The following is a 16,434-nucleotide window of genomic DNA, read 5'->3' as shown; positions in this document are numbered from 1 at the left end:
GCAATCAATGTATAGATACCCATTGTTTTCAACGTTGATAACATGAAAGGACATGTCTTAGCTCAGACATGCCCTTCTGTTAATTAACTGTCACAAATGATTGAATTTGTATTCCTTGATTATCTGGTATTAGCGTTTGAACCGTTGATGAAATACCATGCTCTAAAAGTACATCGTGCATATACTGCTGAAGTTTTTCATCCTCTCGGTCTGTCAAAGCAATAATTGTTGGTCCCGCACCACTTAAAGCAATACCTAGCGCACCGTATTGGTGAGCATGATCTAATAGTACATTCATTCCGGGAACTAAACTTGTCCGGAATGGTTGATGAATTCGGTCCCTCATTGCTTCATTTAATAAAGATGTATTCCCACTAACAAGGGCACTGGCAAGTAAAGCTGAATGGCCGATTGCATACACTGCATCTTCCTTAGAATATGAGTTAGGTAGAACATCCCTTGCCAATTTAGTAGATAGTTCAAAGTGAGGAACAGCTACTACTGTCTTCATCTCGGGTGGAGGAGACACTCTGATATATGAAACCTTTTCTTCATTATACGTAGCAATTACAATTCCACCTAGTAAAGATGCTCCCACATTGTCTGGATGTCCCTCAAGCTCAGAAGAGAAAAGATAAAGTTCATCCTTAGTAAATGGTTCACCAGCTAGCACGTTTGCTGCCGCCATGGCCCCAACAATGGCAGCTGCACTACTACCTAACCCTCTTGTTAAGGGGATCTCACTCTCTATTTCAATTTCAAGCTCTGGACAATCATATTTTGCTTTTTTGAAAATTAGTTGTGCGATTTTATAAATCAGATTTTCTTTTGTCGTAGGAATACCTTCTAGATTTTCGCCCCTTAAAAGAATGGAGGTATTTGACGTTTTCTTCATTTTAATGGTGGTGTATAGTTGAAGTGCCATTCCTATGCAATCAAATCCAGAACCTAGATTAGCCGTGCTACAAGGTACTCTTACGATAACATCAAACTTTTCCATAGACTTCACCAGAGTATTGCTCAATTACTTCAAATACAGACTTATAATTACTATCAACTTTAACCGGCTCTTCTGCTACTTTTTTAATAGCAGAATTAGGATCTTTTAGACCATTACCGGTTAGCACACAGACCACTTTTTTACCATGCGCCAGCTGATTTTGCTTCTTAAGCTTCAAAATTCCAGCAAACGAAGCTGCTGAAGCTGGTTCAGCAAATATACCTTCCGTTGAAGCAAGTAAATGGTAAGCATCAAGTATTTCTTCATCCGTTACCTCGTCAATTAGACCACCGGATGATTGAATGGCATCTGTAGCCAGATTCCAGCTTGCAGGATTACCAATTCGAATGGCAGTTGCAATGGTTTCTGGATTACTCACAATTTCACCTCTAACCAAAGGAGCAGCCCCTGAAGCCTGAAAACCATACATGCTTGGTAGATGATTTATTTTACCATGCTGCTGATATTCAACAAAGCCCTTCCAATAGGCAGAAATATTACCTGCATTCCCAACTGGAATAGCTAAAATCTCCGGTGCTTCACCTAGCTCATCACAGATTTCAAATGCTGCTGTTTTTTGACCTTCTAAACGATATGGGTTCAGAGAATTAACTAAAGTAATAGGTTCTTTAGATGTTATTTCCTTCACAATCGATAAGGCCTCATCAAAATTTCCTTTAATGGCAATAATTTTCGCACCATAGATCATGGCTTGTGCAAGCTTTCCAAGTGCGATATTCCCATCTGGAATAAGGACGAAGCAATTTAGGTTTGCTCTTGCTGCATAAGCTGCCGCAGCGGCAGAAGTATTTCCTGTTGAGGCACACATAATCGTATGACTCCCTTCTTCTACAGCTTTTGCGACTGCCATTACCATACCACGATCCTTAAATGAACCTGTTGGATTTAAACCTTCATATTTAAAATACAGTTCTAGACCCAGCTGTTCCGATAATCTCGGTGCAAATAGTAAGGGTGTATTCCCTTCATGAAGTGTAAGGGAAGGTGTTTTTTCATTGACGGGCAAGAACTCCCGGTATCTCTTAATAATGCCAGCCATTTACTCACCACCTTCTACGCGATAAAAACTTTTAATTTCATTTACATAGTCCGACATTTCTAGTTGTGTAAGGATGTTTTGAATGCTCTTTTTGGAAGATGAGTGAGTGACAATAATTAGTTCAGCTTTATGATCTTTATTATAAGGCTGCTGCATAACCTGCTCTAAACTGACGTCATAATCAGCCATTGTTTTTGTCACTTGAGATAATACACCACTTTTATCATCTACAATAAACCTAATAAAATATTTAGCAAAAATCTCTTCATCTTTTTTTAACTTCTTTTCCTTATATGGGGCTACCATACCTCTACCGTTTACACCGAGCTTCATATTTTTTACGACTGTTACTAAATCTGAAACGACGGCTGTTGCAGTTGGTAGTTCACCTGCCCCTGGTCCATAAAACATCGTTTCACCAACAGCTTCCCCGTACACATAAACAGCGTTAAATACTCCATTTACAGACGCTAAGGGGTGTGAATTTTTAACAAATGTAGGCTCTACGCTGACTTCAATTAATTCATCATCTTGTTTTGCAATTCCAATTAACTTCATTACATAGCCTAGCTTTTTGCCATACTCAATATCTTCACTCGTCACTTCAGAAATTCCTTTGCAGGAAACGTCTTCTAGGTTCATTCCTGCATGAAAACCTAACGTACTTAAGATTGACATTTTTCTCGCAGCATCTATACCACCGACATCTGAAGTTGGGTCTGCTTCTGCATAACCTAATTGCTGTGCTTCTTTTAACACGGCATCATAAGAAGCACCTTCCTGGCTCATCTTCGTCAAAATATAATTCGTCGTTCCATTTACAATTCCCATCATTTTTGTAATACGATCCGATGAAAATCCTTCAACTAATGCACGTAAAATAGGGATTCCACCAGCTACACTTGCTTCATAGAATACATCACAGTTTTTCTCAGCAGCTTTTTTTAAGATTTCAGCCCCATGAAGAGCCATTAAGTCCTTATTAGCAGTCACGACATGTTTACCTTGTTCTAATGCTTCTAGAATAAAGCCTAATGTCGGTTCAATTCCCCCCATCACTTCAACAATCACATCAATTTCTGGGTCGTGTAAAAGACTGTAAGGATCTGTTGTTATAAGATCAGATTGAACATTTACACTTCTTTCCTTACCTGGATTTTGTACAAGAACTTTAGCAATTTCAGTTTGGACTCCCGTTTGTTGTTTTAAATCATCTTGATGTCCCTCTAGTAATCGTATGACACCTGTTCCTACTGTTCCCAAGCCCATTAAACCAACCTTTACTTTATGTCCGTTCATCCGTGCTTCACCCCTCATGGTTTTATAATTACTTTGATATTGACCAAATCTTACATACTTATCCTTGACCTACAATTACAACTTTTTTAACTCCATCAATTTGCTGGATTTCTTCTACAAACTCTGATGTTGGAATGAGTAATGCTGCTGTATCAACTGATAGAACTACGTTTGCAATACCTTGCAAGGGTATACTTTGATTAATCGTTAAAATATTGCCACCCTTTTCCGCCACAAATCGAAGTAATTGTGATAGAACTCCTGATTTGTGTTCAAGCGTAAATGAAATGGTGATAATTTGCTGATATGTAGCAGCATTAAAAGGGAATATTTTATCCTTATACTTGTAATAAGCACTTCTACTTAAATCAACCCTTTCTACCGCCTGATTAACCGTCTCAACTTCTCCTGATTCGAACAACTTCTTTGCCTCAACGGTCTTCAAAATCGACTCTGGCAAAATATCACTAGAGATAAGATAAAATTTTTCTTTACTCATTACGTCCTCCATATATAGACATTTGTTTATCTGATATGGACATTATAAAACACATAATTGGTGAATACAACCAGCAATTTTCTATAAAACGCTTACATTTAATTTTTTTTTATATTACTTAGTAGACTCTTTTAAACAGTAGTTTTATGGGGGTAATCGATTATAAACAAAAAAGGAGTATTTACGACTTGTTTAGCCATAAATACTCCTGTTCTTTCTTACTATTGATTTGTCCCTGGAATGATGCAACCTTCAGGACCACAGTCTAATCCCTGTCGCTTGCTCTCTTCTTCTTTTTCCTTTGTCAATTGCTCTTGTTGCCATTCGATATCAATTGTCGGTGAGAATTTTTCAGGATGTCTTATATACCAACGTTGCTTACGAATTAAGAAATTATCGGGATCAAGTAACAGTGCCTCGTCTAGTTCCTTTAACGCTTCTTCTTTTTTGCCATTTTTTGAATATTCCATTCCTAGCTTGAATTTCGTTTGAGCTAGTTGTGCCTCAAGTGCTATGTGTTTGGGTTCATAGTAAGTGTCATCTAACTCCACCTTATCTACGACACCTGTAACTAATTTTTCAAGTGCTTCTACATGGTTTGCTTGACTTACTTGAAATCCTTGTTTAATAAGTCGAATAATTCCCTCTTTATCTACAAAAATACCATTAGGAACAATTTTGAATCCAAATAAGTTCGCTAATTTATTCTCGGTATCCACTACAGTTGTAAAAGGTAAGTCCTGTGCATAAGGTTTTGCTACTTCAGCACCTTGAATATCCACAGATACAGATAAGATATCAAAATCTTCATGCTTGTGCTTTTCATAAAACTCTTGCCATCCTGGCAAGTGATCACGACATCTTCACCACGAAGCCCACATAAAAATTAAGGTATTTTTACCTCGGTAATCAGAAATAGAAACTTCCTTACCATGTAGATCAGTAAGTGTAAAGTCTTGAATCTTTTGTAAGAGCATCATGATACCTCCTTTTTTTATAAAGTGTAAAGGGTTTTTGGCTATTACACAAATGAAAAGGCTTGCAAATGATGCTAAGTATGCCTCTGGTGAAACGCTATATGGCGATATTATAGATATATTGTTCAAACTGGCAGAGGTATTGGCTAAATTCTACATTTTATGGCGAAATTTAAAAGATATCGCTCAGTTTTTATAACTTATTGAGTAAATAGAAAAAAAGACTATGTAACTCAGAAAGAGATACATAGCCGTTAATTCTTAAATAGCCTTTACCATTCCACCATCTACTAGAATGGAACTACCTGTTACATAGCTATTCGCATCAGATGCTAAAAACACAACCACTTTTGCAAATTCCTCTGGTTGACCATAGCGACCAAGTGGGATAGTCGTTTTTGATTGTTCAACCACTTCTTCTTTAGACAAGTTCAGCTTATCTGCTTTTAATTGATCTAAGAAGGCAACACGATCTGTCGCAATTCGGCCTGGTGCCACAATATTTACTAAGATATTATAAGGAGCTAACTCTTCAGCTAAGCTCTTACTTAAGCCTACTATTCCAGTTCTAAACGTATTCGATAAAATTAAATCTGGAATTGGAGTCTTGATAGAAGAGGAAGCAATATTAATAATACGGCCGCCTTCTTTCTTAAGGTCAGGTAACACTTCACGAATAACACGTACATAGCTTAATAGGTTTAATTCAAACGCCTTTTGCCAGTCTTCATCAGCAAATTTCTCGAAACCGCCTCCTGGAGGTCCTCCAGCATTATTAATTAAGATGTCAATTTTTCCAAACAGTTCATTTGTTTGCTTTACTAGTGCCTTAACATCATCAACATTTGTAATATCAGCACGATAATAAGCCACTTTACCTTTACCAATTTGCTCGAGCTCTTCTTGAACAGCTTGAAGTTTTACCTCATCACGACTTGTAATCATAACATGGGCTCCTTCTTCAACGAGCTGAGCAGCAACCGCTTTACCTAAACCTTGGCTTGATGCAATAACAAGTGCAACTTTACCTGCTAAATTTAAATCCATTACTCATTCTCCTTTTCTACTTATCTATTTACTAATATGAATGGTATTATTTACAACATACTGTGGATTGTCTCCATTGTCCACTCTCACGATGTTATCGAAGGCAATCTTTAACACTCTGTTTAATGTATCACGTGTCCCCGCACCAATATGAGGAGATGCAATTACATTTTCAAGGGTTAAAAGTGGATTTGTTGGATCTGTAGGTTCAGTTTCCCACACATCGATTCCAGCCCCGGCAATGACACCTTCTGTCAAAGCTTGATATAAAGCATCCTCCTTGACTATGCCACCACGGGACACATTGATTAACACCGCATTTCCCTTCATCATGGAGAGCTCTTTTTGTCCAATTAACCCTTTTGTATCTGGAAGTAAGGGAAGATGTAAGCTTATAACATCAGACTGTTGAAGAACCTCTTCTAAACTTAAGTAAGTTGCTTCAAGTGCATCCTCATATTCCTTTGAAGCTCTAAATTTATCATAATAGACAATATTGGTTCCAAATGCTTTGGATCTTTTGGCAGCTTCACGGCCAATCATACCGAAACCAATAAAACCATGGGTTTTTCCTTCTAGTTCGTAAGAGGTTGGACGCACCTCCCACATCAGCCATTTACCAGCTTTCGTTTCTCTATTCACATAGGGAAGCTTTCGATATAGAGATAAAATTAATAGAATCGTTAACTCCGCTACACCTGTTGCATTCCCACCAGGAGTGTTGGAAACTGGAATTCCGTTAACATTTGTTGATTCGATATCAATGTTATCCACGCCAATCCCTGTTTTTTGGATCAACTTTGCATTCTTCGCTTTAGCAATAATGGAATCATCAATCTTTTGAGTTGCCACAAGTAAATAATCAGCAACTGGGAGTAACTTTTCTCTTTCATCCGCTGTCATTTCATCCCAAAATAACAGGTCGAAACCTTCTGGCTTATGTTCAAACAGAATGTTTTTAAAGTCACCAAACACCTGATCGAAATAAATAATTTTTTTATTGGTGGTCATTACATACACCTTCTTTCAAGAGAAACGTTTTATTTTACATTAGCAACCTTTAAGTCTCTTACTTTGTTTACTAATTTTTCAAATCCATCAATATGACATTCTACTGTATCTTCATCATTAATATGAACAGCACCAGGTGTACCCGTTGAAATGATATCACCAGGTAATAGGGTCATAACCTTAGAATGGAATGATACTAGGTTCCAAGGACGGAATGTCATATTAGCTACCACGTTTTTACGATGAAGCTTTCCATTAATTACGGTCGATACATTAAGAGCCAATACATCTTCTACTTCATCAGGAGTGACAAGTTGTGGTCCAAAGCTAAAGAATGTATCAAAGCTTTTTGAACGTGTTAAGTATCTTGGATTCTTTTCTAAGATATCTTCAGCTGTCATATCAATAATGGTCGTGTATCCAGCCACTACAGATTCAGCATCCTCTTCAGAAACATCTTTACATACCTTACCAATTATTACTCCAAGCTCTGCTTCAGCCGTTGTGCGATGAGATTGGTGCGGAATCTCTATCGTGTCGTTAGGACCAATAATCGTCGTATCTGGTTTCATAAAGCTTGCAGGTTCTGTACTTGGTGCTTTTTCACTTAAATCTGCAGCATGTTCGACATAATTTAATCCAATTCCCCAAATCTTTCTCGGATGTCTATATAGAGGTCCATACACTAATTCATTTTTAGGAACATAATTTTGATAGTTTTCTACCAGGCTTTTACCTTCTGCTTTATACCACTCATTAAAACTAATTAATTGATTATGGGAAATAACATCAAATAAATTTGTATGCCAATTTTGATCGAAAGCTTGATTAATGTCTTCAATTAACACAGCACCATTTTTTGTAATAACAGCACCTTTTTCCTCATTGTTAACAACTAAAGTGGATAATCTCATTGTCTTCTCTCCTTTAAATTCATCATATTTATTCATAGTGTTTAACACTAAAATACAAAGTGAAAGTAATATATTTTAATAGGTTCAAAGTTTAGGTATGAACTAGACATGAACCTCTATTAAATTGGGTTGTACGTTATAGCGCTTTCCTACGAGCAGTAGTTCATTTAGAATTTCTTGAGTCAATGGAATACCATTTGCTTTACGTTCCTCATAATGGTTTAGTTCTATTTCCCCTGGTAGATAAATTTGTTCTATATTTTCTGCTAAAGGGACATTTCGAATTTCTTTAATCATTTGATCAACATCTGCTTTAAACTCCTCTAACGGTCTAAACAGATCTGCTCTCATCACAAAGAAAAACTGTCCTACATTTTGCTTCTCATTTTCCTTATAGAGATCACCAATATGAGGTCCGAAGGCGGCTCCAGTCATAAGCGCTGAGAAAGATTCCACTAATAATGCTAAACCGTATCCCTTTGCTTCACCAACTGGTAAAAACACACCTTTTAAAGCTTCATTTGGATCTGTAGTTGGCCTTCCTTCACTTGATAATGCCCAACCCAATGGAATCGTTTGATTATTTTTCTGTGCTACAACGATTTTTCCTTTTGCTACTTTACTTGTAGCCATATCACAAATGATGTTTAGTTCCTCACCCGCTGGTATTCCATAGGCTAGTGGATTCGTTCCAAAGAAACGACCCTTTCCACCCCAAGGTGCCATATTGGCAGGAGCATTGGTTGTTGCGAATGCGACACAATCCTCTTCTACAGCCTGACTAATGTAATCAGCTAGCATTCCACAATGATTGGAGTTATGAATACCTACGATCCCAATTCCGCTTTGCTTTGCTTTTGAGATTGCTAGTTTAATTCCTTCTGTTGCTAATGGTATTCCTGTACTATTCCCGCCATCAACTAAAGCACTTACGGGGCTTTCGTTTTTTATATTGAAATTAAAATTCTTATTAACTGTACCCAAATCTAATCTCTTAGTGTAAATGTCAACTCGACTTACCCCATGAGAGTCTACACCTCTTAAATTTGCCAATACTAAGTGCCTAGCTATTAATTTTGATTGAAATGGATCTAATCCTGCTGCAATAAAAATAGAAAATACATAATCCTCAAGGGACTGGTCATTAACTCTTGTTATATTTTGCACCTTATCTTCACCTCTTCTTCATTTTTAGTTAATTATGTATGCAACCTTTAGTTTTATATGTTTTTAGTATGGTCAGACCTATTAATAAAATATAGTGAACTTTTCATTGCTCACTCTATCTTATTAACTATCTTGCAATCCATTCCATATTTTTCGTTCATTCTCTAGTAGATGATGTCTCATTGCCTCTGATGCTAATTTAGGATCCTTTAGACAAATTGCTTTTAAAATATCTTCATGCTCTTTATAAGCTTGAGCAAAACGTCCGGGTACCTTTGCGGATTGTAGCTTACTAATTCTCATACCTTCTTCAAACTTAGAAGCAATTTTATTGAATACTTCTTTATAGATTGAATTATGTGAGGCAAGAATGATTGCATAGTGGAAATTGTAGTCTTCTTCTAGCCCTAGTCCACCCGCTTTATTAGCTGCAATTAATTCTTCGTGTGCCTGACTAATTCTTTCAATATCCTCAGGAGTGGCTCGAATAGCCGCTAAGCTAACTGCTTCTACTTCTATTCCACGTCTAAATTCTAAGACCTCTAAAATCTCTGAATTCTGAAATAGATTTTTAACTAGACTTTTTGAGACAGTATTAATTCCCTCGATCTCCTTTAAGAAAATTCCTGCTCCTGACCTCTTTTCAATTAAACCATTGGCTTGCAGAACACTCATGGCTTCTCGCACAGCAGTCTTACTAACTTGGAAGATTGAAGACAATTCATTTTCTGAGGGTAACTTTCCACCTGGCTGAATATTTTCATTTTTAATATACTGCTCAATTGCTAAAATAATTTCTTCAAAAAGCCTCTTTTTCTTAATCGGTTTTAACGACAAATAAATCACCATTTCGTTATGATTTTAACAAGGACCAATAGACTCTTCATTTAATATAAGTACGATTAATAGTAATATATTGCTAGAAAACGCTTACTAAATATTATATATTTATGATGGTCTGACCATTATTTACTTATTATGATAATTATAATTGTTACATTAGTCAATAGCAATCTTTCATTTCTTCTTAAGCTTATTTCGTTTATTATATGTATAGACTTTGATCAAAAGGAATGAAAATACATGAAGAAAAACTATGGAATACAAAGTGTTCCCAGAATGTCTGAAGAAGTAACAAGACAACTAATTCAATATATAGCTGCAGAAAAGCTTAAACCCGGTTCTAAGTTACCTACAGAGAGACAATTAAGCGAACGATTAGAAGTAAGTCGCTCTTCTGTAAGAGAAGGAATTAGGGCGTTAGAAATCTTACAATACTTAGAGTCAAGACAAGGAGAAGGTACTTTTGTTTCTAAGCCTCCACCTTACTTAATACCGCTGTCCATTATTAGGAAGGAAGAGAATCTGGTTGAGTTACACAAGTACTATCAAGTATCCCTTCTTCATGCTAGACAAATACTTTCGCTAGGGATTTCTAATCAGATCAGTATTGACCAATTACAAGTAGATCAAGCTGATTTTTGGTCTTCTTTTTCATCATTAGTTGATTTTGTAGGGAAACAATTATTGAATAACTATTATCTAGAAATCTGGCAACTAACAAATCAACTCCTAGAGAGCTTTGACTTTTATTTACATGTTACGAATCGATTTGAAATTGATAAGATTCTTGAGGCATACAATTCCTTAAATTATACAGCTTTGACAGATTACATCCAACAAATAGAAGAAGCAAAAATCGTATGATTTTTGCTTCTCTTTAATCATCCTCGTCTTGAACAGCTAACATAGAAGTTTCCAATGCTTGTTGAATATGCTCCTCTGCTGCTTCTTGAGCAAGTTTGCTATCTTTTGCAAGAATCGCATAAGCAATTTTCCTATGCTCTTCCATTGTAATATTCTTTCGATCTTTAAAGGTTGACCAATTAGTGGACCGGACAACTGTAATAGGACTAGCAAGGTTTTCCAACATTTTGGCCAATACATCATTTTTAGCCATTTGACATATTAAACGGTGAAATTCTACATTTTTCTTGGCGATATCCTTATAATTATCAAGGCCCTTTTCTCTTTCAAAAAGCTCCTCTAATCCTTCAAAAAACTCCCGAAATAACGCTAGTTCCGTTTCTGTAGCGTTTTCAGCAGCCAATTTAGCTGCCAGACCTTCCAACATTTTTCTTACTTGATAATAATCCTGTACATCCTTCTTCGTTAGCTTTGTCACCATTATTCCCTTATGAGGAGTGATCGTTACTAGGCCTTCTGCTCCAAGTCGCTGAAGCGCATCCCGAATAGGAGTACGACTTACATTTAACTCATTAGCAAGAGCAACTTCTGTTAACTTATCTCCAGGCTTATAGACACCGGCTAATATGTTATTTTTAAGTTCTTCATATGCATACTCTGTCATTGTTTTAGGTTTATTCATCTCGTACCATTCCTTCTTCTCTACTCCGCCACCTATATATCATATAGAATTTCGTTTCAATTTCCAAACATTAAAGAAGAAACTCTTCTAGTTTTTTGTTCAGGGCTGTTTTTGTAAAGATTGTTGCATTCGTGAAAATCTCAGGAACCCGGATTTTTACTCGGTAATACAATGTCCAGTGCTTTAAATAAAAAGAGCTGTACTATTCTAAACGAGAAATACGGCATTTTATCGGCTTAATTTCAGGGAAAGTAGTCTAAATTACTTGTTTACTTCCTTTTATTATTCCATCCCTTGATAATTCATCAATTTCTTGGTCACTATATCCAAGCTTTTTCAATATGAGGTCTGTATGCTCACCTAGTTTTGGCGGGAGATCTCTCGCTTTTCCTGGTGTTCTTGAGAATTTAACAGGAATACCTAGCATCTTCACTGCATTCCCTTCAGGTGAAGACATTTCAATAACCATTTCACGGTCCAGTACATGTGGATCACTTAATACATCTGAGAATTTATTTACAGGGCCACATGGAATTCTCGCATTTTCAATAATGGTGATCCACTCTTGCACCGTTTTTGTTTTAAAGATTTGGTTTAGCATTGGGATTAGGATTTCTCGATTATTAACCCGATCTGGATTGGTTGCAAACCGTTCATCATTTAACTCTTCTTTATCTAGTGCACCTATGAATGCTTGCCATAGCTTATCGTTTCCAACGGCAATAATAAAGTGACCGTCTGAAGCTTCAAAAACTTGATAAGGCACAATATTAGGATGAGCTCCTCCTAGTGGCTCTGGATTATCATTTGTCGCAAAATAATTAGCTGCTAAATAGGTTTGCCATGAAACCATTGTATCCAAAAGGGAAGTATCAACCCATTGTCCTTCACCTGAGCGCTCTCTTTCCCATAGTGCCGTAAGAATCCCGAATGCTGCCCACATACCTGAACCAATATCAGCTAAAGAATATCCGGCTTTTACAGGGGCTCCTCCCTTTTCTCCCGTTACGGACATCAGGCCTCCCATACCTTGAGCAAGAACATCATATCCTGGCTTTTGTGCATATAGTCCAGTCTGACCAAATCCTGATATAGAGCAAAGAATGATTCGTGGGTTATGTTCCTTTAATGTCTCATAACCTACTCCTAGCTTGGCGATCGTACCCGGGCGAAAGTTTTCTACAACTACGTCAGCATCCTTTACTAAATCTAAGAGAATTTTCCGACCTTTTTCCTCTTTAAGATTTAAAACGATACTTTGTTTATTTCGATTAATACTTGTGTAATAGGCACTTTGTTCATTTATAAAGGGTGGGCCCCATTTTCTTGTATCATCACCTGCAGGGCTTTCAATCTTAATTACTTCTGCCCCCATATCAGCCAGTGTCATTGTACAAAATGGACCACTCAAGATTCTAGTTAAATCAATAATTTTAATTCCCTCAAGAGGTAACATTTTTATCATCTCCACCTTTATTCAGAGTAGAGCCTCCTGCTCTTTTCTTTCGAAAGCTTAAGATCATTGGGACAATGATTACCAATAAAATGACAATTAATAATGAAAGAGAAACTGGTCTTACAACAAATACACTAAAACTTCCACCTGATGAGATTAGTGCTTGTCGTAGAGAGTTCTCTGCTAATGGTCCAAGAACTAACGCGAGTACTAATGCTGCTGGAGAGTACCCATATTGCTTCATAAAGAATCCTACGATTCCTGCGAATAATAAGATCCAAGTTTCCACAATACTTCCATGTAAGCTATAAGTTCCGATAACACATAGTATTAAAATGACAGGTACGAGCATTTTATAAGGTACTCTCATTATCTTTACAAAGAGTGGAATCGCCACAATATTTACTAATAATAAAACGACATTTCCAAGATACATACTAGTAATTAATCCCCACGTAAAGTCTGGATTATTTTCCATTAATAAAGGTCCTGGTTGAAGCCCCCACATTAAGAAGGCACCTAGTAAAACAGCAGTTGAACCAGATCCCGGGATACCTAGCGTTAAAAGCGGAATCATTGCACCTGCAGAAGCTGCATTGTTTGCGGCTTCAGGTCCTACTAATCCAGGCATAGCCCCTTTACCAAATTTCTCTGGAGTTTTTGACATTTTTTTCTCAACCGAGTAGGACATTAAGGAAGCGATGGTTGCTCCCGCTCCTGGTAAAACCCCGATAACAAATCCTAGTACGGATGATCTAATAAATGTAAATTTACATTCAATATAATCCTTTAGGTTTGGCCAAAAATGCCCACCACGATAACTAAATTTAATCGGTTCTGATGCTTTACCTTTATGCAGACCTGTATAAACACAGTGGAATAACTCACCTAAACCAAATAGTCCGATTGCAACGGGGATAAAGTCAATACCGTTAATTAGCTCTGCTGATCCAAATGTATAACGCTGCATTCCAGAAACAACGTCAACACCTACCGTTGCAATTGCTAAACCTAATAATGCTGAGACGATACCATTTCGTTTATTATCACCCGTCATTATCGTTAATGTAAGTAGACCCATAACCATTAACATGAAATACTCTGCAGGACCGAATGATATAGCCACTTCAGAGAAGAACGGTGCTAGAGAGCATATTAAGATAACACCAATGGTTCCACCCACAAACGAGGCTACCGCCTGCATAACAAGTGCAGGACCTGCTCTTCCTGCCTTCGCTAATGGATAACCGTCAAGTGTACTCGCAACGGTTGCTGATTCACCTGGAGTATTGATTAAGATGGATGTGATAGTACCACCATACATTGATCCATAGTAAATCCCGGCTAGCATGATAATTGCAGTAGTTGGTTCTAGCGTAAAGGTCATAGGTAGAAGGATGGCAATCCCGGCTGAAGGTCCGAACCCTGGGAAAATACCAACAACCATCCCAACAAATGCACCTATAATAAGGAAAAGAATATTTACGGGTGTAATCGCTACTTCAAATCCTTGCATCAAATTTGTAAACAGATCCATAGAGCACCTCCTAACGTACCATTAAAATAGATTTAAAAAGCCTTTTGGGATACCGGCATTTAGCCACAATTCAAACAGTAAAAAAATCGAGGTCGAAACAACAACACTTGTAATAATATTTTGAAGGTGTTTACCTTTGTTGAAGAAGTGGAGATTAGCGAACACAAATAGTAGCATTACAATCAGACCACCTAATACATTTAACAACAATACGGACAATGCAATTAAGACTATTAAGATCGCAACATCCTTACTTTCGCCTTTTTCTGTCTCCTCACTAGCAACATTTTCAGCCTTCTGTTGCTTATATGCCTTCACCTGTTGATATAAGGTAAGACCAGTAAATATAACTAATAAGATCCCAACTATTGTTGGAAGGAAACCTGGGCCAGGTCGTGAGTTATTATAGAAGTTAAAGCCTAAGGCGATCTGTGTGTAGGCGAGTGAGAGAACAAACAAAAAGGTTGAGAACACTATTTTCATTTTTATCACCCTTTTTAGAAAGTGAGCATGTGCACTTTATGCACATGCTCATTCGTTTTTATTTTTAGCTGTTTTCATTGTGCTTTTGAAGAGCCTTATTTTTTAATTGCACCGATTTCGATTAAGATCTCTTCAAATGTTGAACTTGTATTCTTTAGATACTCTCCGAACTCATCACCATATAACTGGTATTCTGTTAAACTATTTTCACTAATGTATGCCTTCCATTCATCTGTTTCAACAACTTTCTTTAACGTATCAATCCACCATTGTTGAGCTTCAGCTGGAACATCTCCAGCAAGAATAACTCCACGAGGCATTGGTAAAGAAACATCGTAACCAAGTTCAATTAACGTTGGTGTATCAGGAAGTTGTTCAATTCGCTTTTGTCCAGTAAATGCTAGGGGTTTCATCTTACCTGCTTCAATTTGACCTAATGCTTCAGCAGGATTAGCCATGATTGCATGTACGCTCTTTGATAATAATGCACTTGTTAATTCACCATCACCTTGGAATGGTACATATTCAAACTCAAAGCCAGCCGCTTCCCCTAATAACTTTGGAATCATTGCGTCAACGTTAACAGCTCCAATTCCTCCAATAGAAAGCTTTTTACTACCACTATTTTTAGCTGCTGTAATGAAATCTTCTAAAGTATTAAATTCAGAGTCTCCATTTACAAGCATTACCATATCATCTGTTGCAAGTAAGGCAACTGGAGTAAATGATTCATAGTTAAATGGAACATCAGATACTAAAGGAGTATTTATAAAGCTACCGCTCGTTGAACTAATGTGATAAGGATTTCCAGCATTATTGTGTAAGAAGCCCCAACCTACAGCACCACTTCCACCTTCACGGTTTTCAGGTACAATATCTCCTGGATATAAATCATGCTTATTTAAGATATCAATGATCGTTCTTGACATGATGTCATTTCCTCCACCCGGTCCAAAAGCAATTGTCCATTGGAGTGTGTCATTTGGATAATTTTCAGTTGCGGCTTCTTCTCCTCCGTTTGATCCTGATGTGCTGCTATTACATGCTGTAAGCGCTAACATTAATACTAATGCAATTACCAATGAAAATAGTTTTTTCACTTATAAAACCCCTTTTCTTTTAATTTTAAAAATTCAGAAATTTTATTGTGCAGGGATAGAATGATATTCATTCTATCCTCGACCAAGTTGCATTACCAATAGCTAGTAGCTTACCTTGTTCATTTGTCAATCTTGATTCAACGTATACGATTTTTCTACCTTTTTTCAAAAATTGTGCCTCACAACTTACGATTCCAGATGTTGCTGGTCGCAAATATTGTGTTTTCATCTCCAGTGTTACTGCTTTACCTAGAAACTTTTTTGTCAGGTGTCCCATTGATACATCTAGAACAAAGGAAATGACCCCTCCATGTAAAGATCCTTGTGGATTAAACATGTACTCTTCGACCGGGAACTTTACAACACACTTCTCTTCTCCATAGCTAATGTCTAATTGGAAAAACTTTGCTAAAAAGAATGTTTCAAAGTCCGGTTTTTGCGTTGTGGCTGCTTCTTCAAATGTACTTCGAAGATGTTCAATATTCATCGTCAGGT

Annotated in this window: 18 protein-coding genes; 2 read left to right on the top strand and 16 right to left on the bottom strand. The window is 37.1% G+C overall.

The annotated features are described in order from the left end of the window. Positions 1-79: 79 nt before the first annotated feature. From thrB to LT143_RS17500, 5 genes are all read right to left on the bottom strand, one after another. Complete coding sequence (gene thrB, locus LT143_RS17520) at positions 80-1,000, bottom strand: homoserine kinase (RefSeq protein ID WP_246945193.1); 921 nt, start codon at positions 998-1,000, stop codon at positions 80-82. Next, a complete protein-coding gene (gene thrC, locus LT143_RS17515; RefSeq protein WP_246945191.1) occupies positions 987-2,060 on the bottom strand; it encodes a threonine synthase in 1,074 nt (357 codons plus the stop codon). Before thrC ends, thrB begins: the two co-directional genes overlap by 14 nt. Further along, positions 2,061-3,359, bottom strand: a complete 1,299-nt coding sequence (locus LT143_RS17510) for a homoserine dehydrogenase (RefSeq protein WP_246945189.1) — start codon at positions 3,357-3,359, stop codon at positions 2,061-2,063. Between the two features lie 58 nt (positions 3,360-3,417). Next, complete coding sequence (locus LT143_RS17505) at positions 3,418-3,858, bottom strand: ACT domain-containing protein (protein ID WP_246945186.1); 441 nt, start codon at positions 3,856-3,858, stop codon at positions 3,418-3,420. Positions 3,859-4,079: 221 nt separating this feature from the next. After that, positions 4,080-4,835: a redoxin domain-containing protein gene (locus tag LT143_RS17500; RefSeq protein WP_246945182.1), complete on the bottom strand. Its 756-nt coding sequence runs from the start codon at positions 4,833-4,835 to the stop codon at positions 4,080-4,082. Positions 4,836-4,887: 52 nt separating this feature from the next. Here LT143_RS17500 and LT143_RS17495 point away from each other — a divergent pair, with 52 nt between their 5' ends. Further along, a complete protein-coding gene (locus LT143_RS17495) occupies positions 4,888-5,034 on the top strand; it encodes a hypothetical protein (protein ID WP_246945180.1) in 147 nt (48 codons plus the stop codon). A 62-nt stretch (positions 5,035-5,096) separates the two neighbouring features. Here the strand turns inward: LT143_RS17495 and LT143_RS17490 are convergent, their stop codons facing one another. The 5 genes from LT143_RS17490 to LT143_RS17470 all read right to left on the bottom strand — a co-directional run bounded on the left by LT143_RS17490 (position 5,097) and on the right by LT143_RS17470 (position 9,823). After that, entirely contained in the window at positions 5,097-5,882 is a 786-nt protein-coding gene (locus LT143_RS17490; protein ID WP_246945179.1) for an SDR family oxidoreductase, read from the bottom strand. A 24-nt stretch (positions 5,883-5,906) separates the two neighbouring features. Next, the gene (locus LT143_RS17485; protein ID WP_246945178.1) at positions 5,907-6,893 is read right to left on the bottom strand and encodes a 2-hydroxyacid dehydrogenase; all 987 of its coding nucleotides are present in this window, start codon (positions 6,891-6,893) and stop codon (positions 5,907-5,909) included. 29 nt (positions 6,894-6,922) lie between these two features. Next, positions 6,923-7,807 (bottom strand): fumarylacetoacetate hydrolase family protein, encoded by an 885-nt coding sequence (locus tag LT143_RS17480; protein WP_246945177.1) that lies wholly within the window; start codon positions 7,805-7,807, stop codon positions 6,923-6,925. Positions 7,808-7,909: 102 nt separating this feature from the next. Then, positions 7,910-8,974, bottom strand: a complete 1,065-nt coding sequence (locus tag LT143_RS17475) for an Ldh family oxidoreductase (RefSeq protein WP_246945173.1) — start codon at positions 8,972-8,974, stop codon at positions 7,910-7,912. 123 nt (positions 8,975-9,097) lie between these two features. Then, complete coding sequence (locus tag LT143_RS17470) at positions 9,098-9,823, bottom strand: FadR/GntR family transcriptional regulator (RefSeq protein WP_246945170.1); 726 nt, start codon at positions 9,821-9,823, stop codon at positions 9,098-9,100. Positions 9,824-10,057: 234 nt separating this feature from the next. Between LT143_RS17470 and LT143_RS17465 the strand changes: the two genes are divergently transcribed. Next, a complete protein-coding gene (locus tag LT143_RS17465) occupies positions 10,058-10,681 on the top strand; it encodes a FadR/GntR family transcriptional regulator (RefSeq protein ID WP_246945168.1) in 624 nt (207 codons plus the stop codon). A 13-nt stretch (positions 10,682-10,694) separates the two neighbouring features. Here the strand turns inward: LT143_RS17465 and LT143_RS17460 are convergent, their stop codons facing one another. The 6 genes from LT143_RS17460 to LT143_RS17435 all read right to left on the bottom strand — a co-directional run bounded on the left by LT143_RS17460 (position 10,695) and on the right by LT143_RS17435 (position 16,426). Further along, the gene (locus LT143_RS17460; RefSeq protein WP_246945165.1) at positions 10,695-11,363 is read right to left on the bottom strand and encodes a GntR family transcriptional regulator; all 669 of its coding nucleotides are present in this window, start codon (positions 11,361-11,363) and stop codon (positions 10,695-10,697) included. Between the two features lie 256 nt (positions 11,364-11,619). Then, positions 11,620-12,828, bottom strand: coding sequence for a CaiB/BaiF CoA transferase family protein (locus tag LT143_RS17455; protein ID WP_246945163.1), 1,209 nt, complete (start codon positions 12,826-12,828; stop codon positions 11,620-11,622). Further along, the gene (locus LT143_RS17450; RefSeq protein ID WP_246945161.1) at positions 12,806-14,356 is read right to left on the bottom strand and encodes a tripartite tricarboxylate transporter permease; all 1,551 of its coding nucleotides are present in this window, start codon (positions 14,354-14,356) and stop codon (positions 12,806-12,808) included. Before LT143_RS17450 ends, LT143_RS17455 begins: the two co-directional genes overlap by 23 nt. 21 nt (positions 14,357-14,377) lie before the next feature. Then, positions 14,378-14,839, bottom strand: coding sequence for a tripartite tricarboxylate transporter TctB family protein (locus tag LT143_RS17445; protein WP_246945159.1), 462 nt, complete (start codon positions 14,837-14,839; stop codon positions 14,378-14,380). A 95-nt stretch (positions 14,840-14,934) separates the two neighbouring features. Then, positions 14,935-15,939, bottom strand: a complete 1,005-nt coding sequence (locus LT143_RS17440) for a Bug family tripartite tricarboxylate transporter substrate binding protein (RefSeq protein WP_246945156.1) — start codon at positions 15,937-15,939, stop codon at positions 14,935-14,937. Positions 15,940-16,006: 67 nt separating this feature from the next. After that, entirely contained in the window at positions 16,007-16,426 is a 420-nt protein-coding gene (locus LT143_RS17435; RefSeq protein ID WP_246945153.1) for a PaaI family thioesterase, read from the bottom strand. Positions 16,427-16,434: the final 8 nt, after the last annotated feature.

It is taken from the genome of Bacillus pinisoli (assembly GCF_023036475.1).
In the GTDB taxonomy this organism is placed as follows: Bacteria; Bacillota; Bacilli; order Bacillales; family SA4; genus Bacillus_BS; species Bacillus_BS pinisoli.
The sequence above is the reverse complement of the archived record's forward strand: the minus strand, read 5'-3'. Positions and strand labels throughout refer to the sequence as shown.

What these genes read in the sequence shown, in the direction of transcription:
- LT143_RS17455 (WP_246945163.1), bottom strand. Translation starts at nt 12,828, where the DNA reads ATGATAAAAATGTTACCTCTTGAGGGAATTAAAATTATTGATTTAACT.
- LT143_RS17445 (WP_246945159.1), bottom strand. Translation starts at nt 14,839, where the DNA reads ATGAAAATAGTGTTCTCAACCTTTTTGTTTGTTCTCTCACTCGCCTAC.
- LT143_RS17470 (WP_246945170.1), bottom strand. Translation starts at nt 9,823, where the DNA reads ATGGTGATTTATTTGTCGTTAAAACCGATTAAGAAAAAGAGGCTTTTT.
- LT143_RS17450 (WP_246945161.1), bottom strand. Translation starts at nt 14,356, where the DNA reads ATGGATCTGTTTACAAATTTGATGCAAGGATTTGAAGTAGCGATTACA.
- LT143_RS17435 (WP_246945153.1), bottom strand. Translation starts at nt 16,426, where the DNA reads ATGAATATTGAACATCTTCGAAGTACATTTGAAGAAGCAGCCACAACG.
- LT143_RS17460 (WP_246945165.1), bottom strand. Translation starts at nt 11,363, where the DNA reads ATGAATAAACCTAAAACAATGACAGAGTATGCATATGAAGAACTTAAA.
- thrB (WP_246945193.1), bottom strand. Translation starts at nt 1,000, where the DNA reads ATGGAAAAGTTTGATGTTATCGTAAGAGTACCTTGTAGCACGGCTAAT.
- LT143_RS17465 (WP_246945168.1), top strand. Translation starts at nt 10,058, where the DNA reads ATGAAGAAAAACTATGGAATACAAAGTGTTCCCAGAATGTCTGAAGAA.
- LT143_RS17480 (WP_246945177.1), bottom strand. Translation starts at nt 7,807, where the DNA reads ATGAGATTATCCACTTTAGTTGTTAACAATGAGGAAAAAGGTGCTGTT.
- thrC (WP_246945191.1), bottom strand. Translation starts at nt 2,060, where the DNA reads ATGGCTGGCATTATTAAGAGATACCGGGAGTTCTTGCCCGTCAATGAA.
- LT143_RS17495 (WP_246945180.1), top strand. Translation starts at nt 4,888, where the DNA reads ATGAAAAGGCTTGCAAATGATGCTAAGTATGCCTCTGGTGAAACGCTA.
- LT143_RS17510 (WP_246945189.1), bottom strand. Translation starts at nt 3,359, where the DNA reads ATGAACGGACATAAAGTAAAGGTTGGTTTAATGGGCTTGGGAACAGTA.
- LT143_RS17505 (WP_246945186.1), bottom strand. Translation starts at nt 3,858, where the DNA reads ATGAGTAAAGAAAAATTTTATCTTATCTCTAGTGATATTTTGCCAGAG.
- LT143_RS17490 (WP_246945179.1), bottom strand. Translation starts at nt 5,882, where the DNA reads ATGGATTTAAATTTAGCAGGTAAAGTTGCACTTGTTATTGCATCAAGC.
- LT143_RS17485 (WP_246945178.1), bottom strand. Translation starts at nt 6,893, where the DNA reads ATGACCACCAATAAAAAAATTATTTATTTCGATCAGGTGTTTGGTGAC.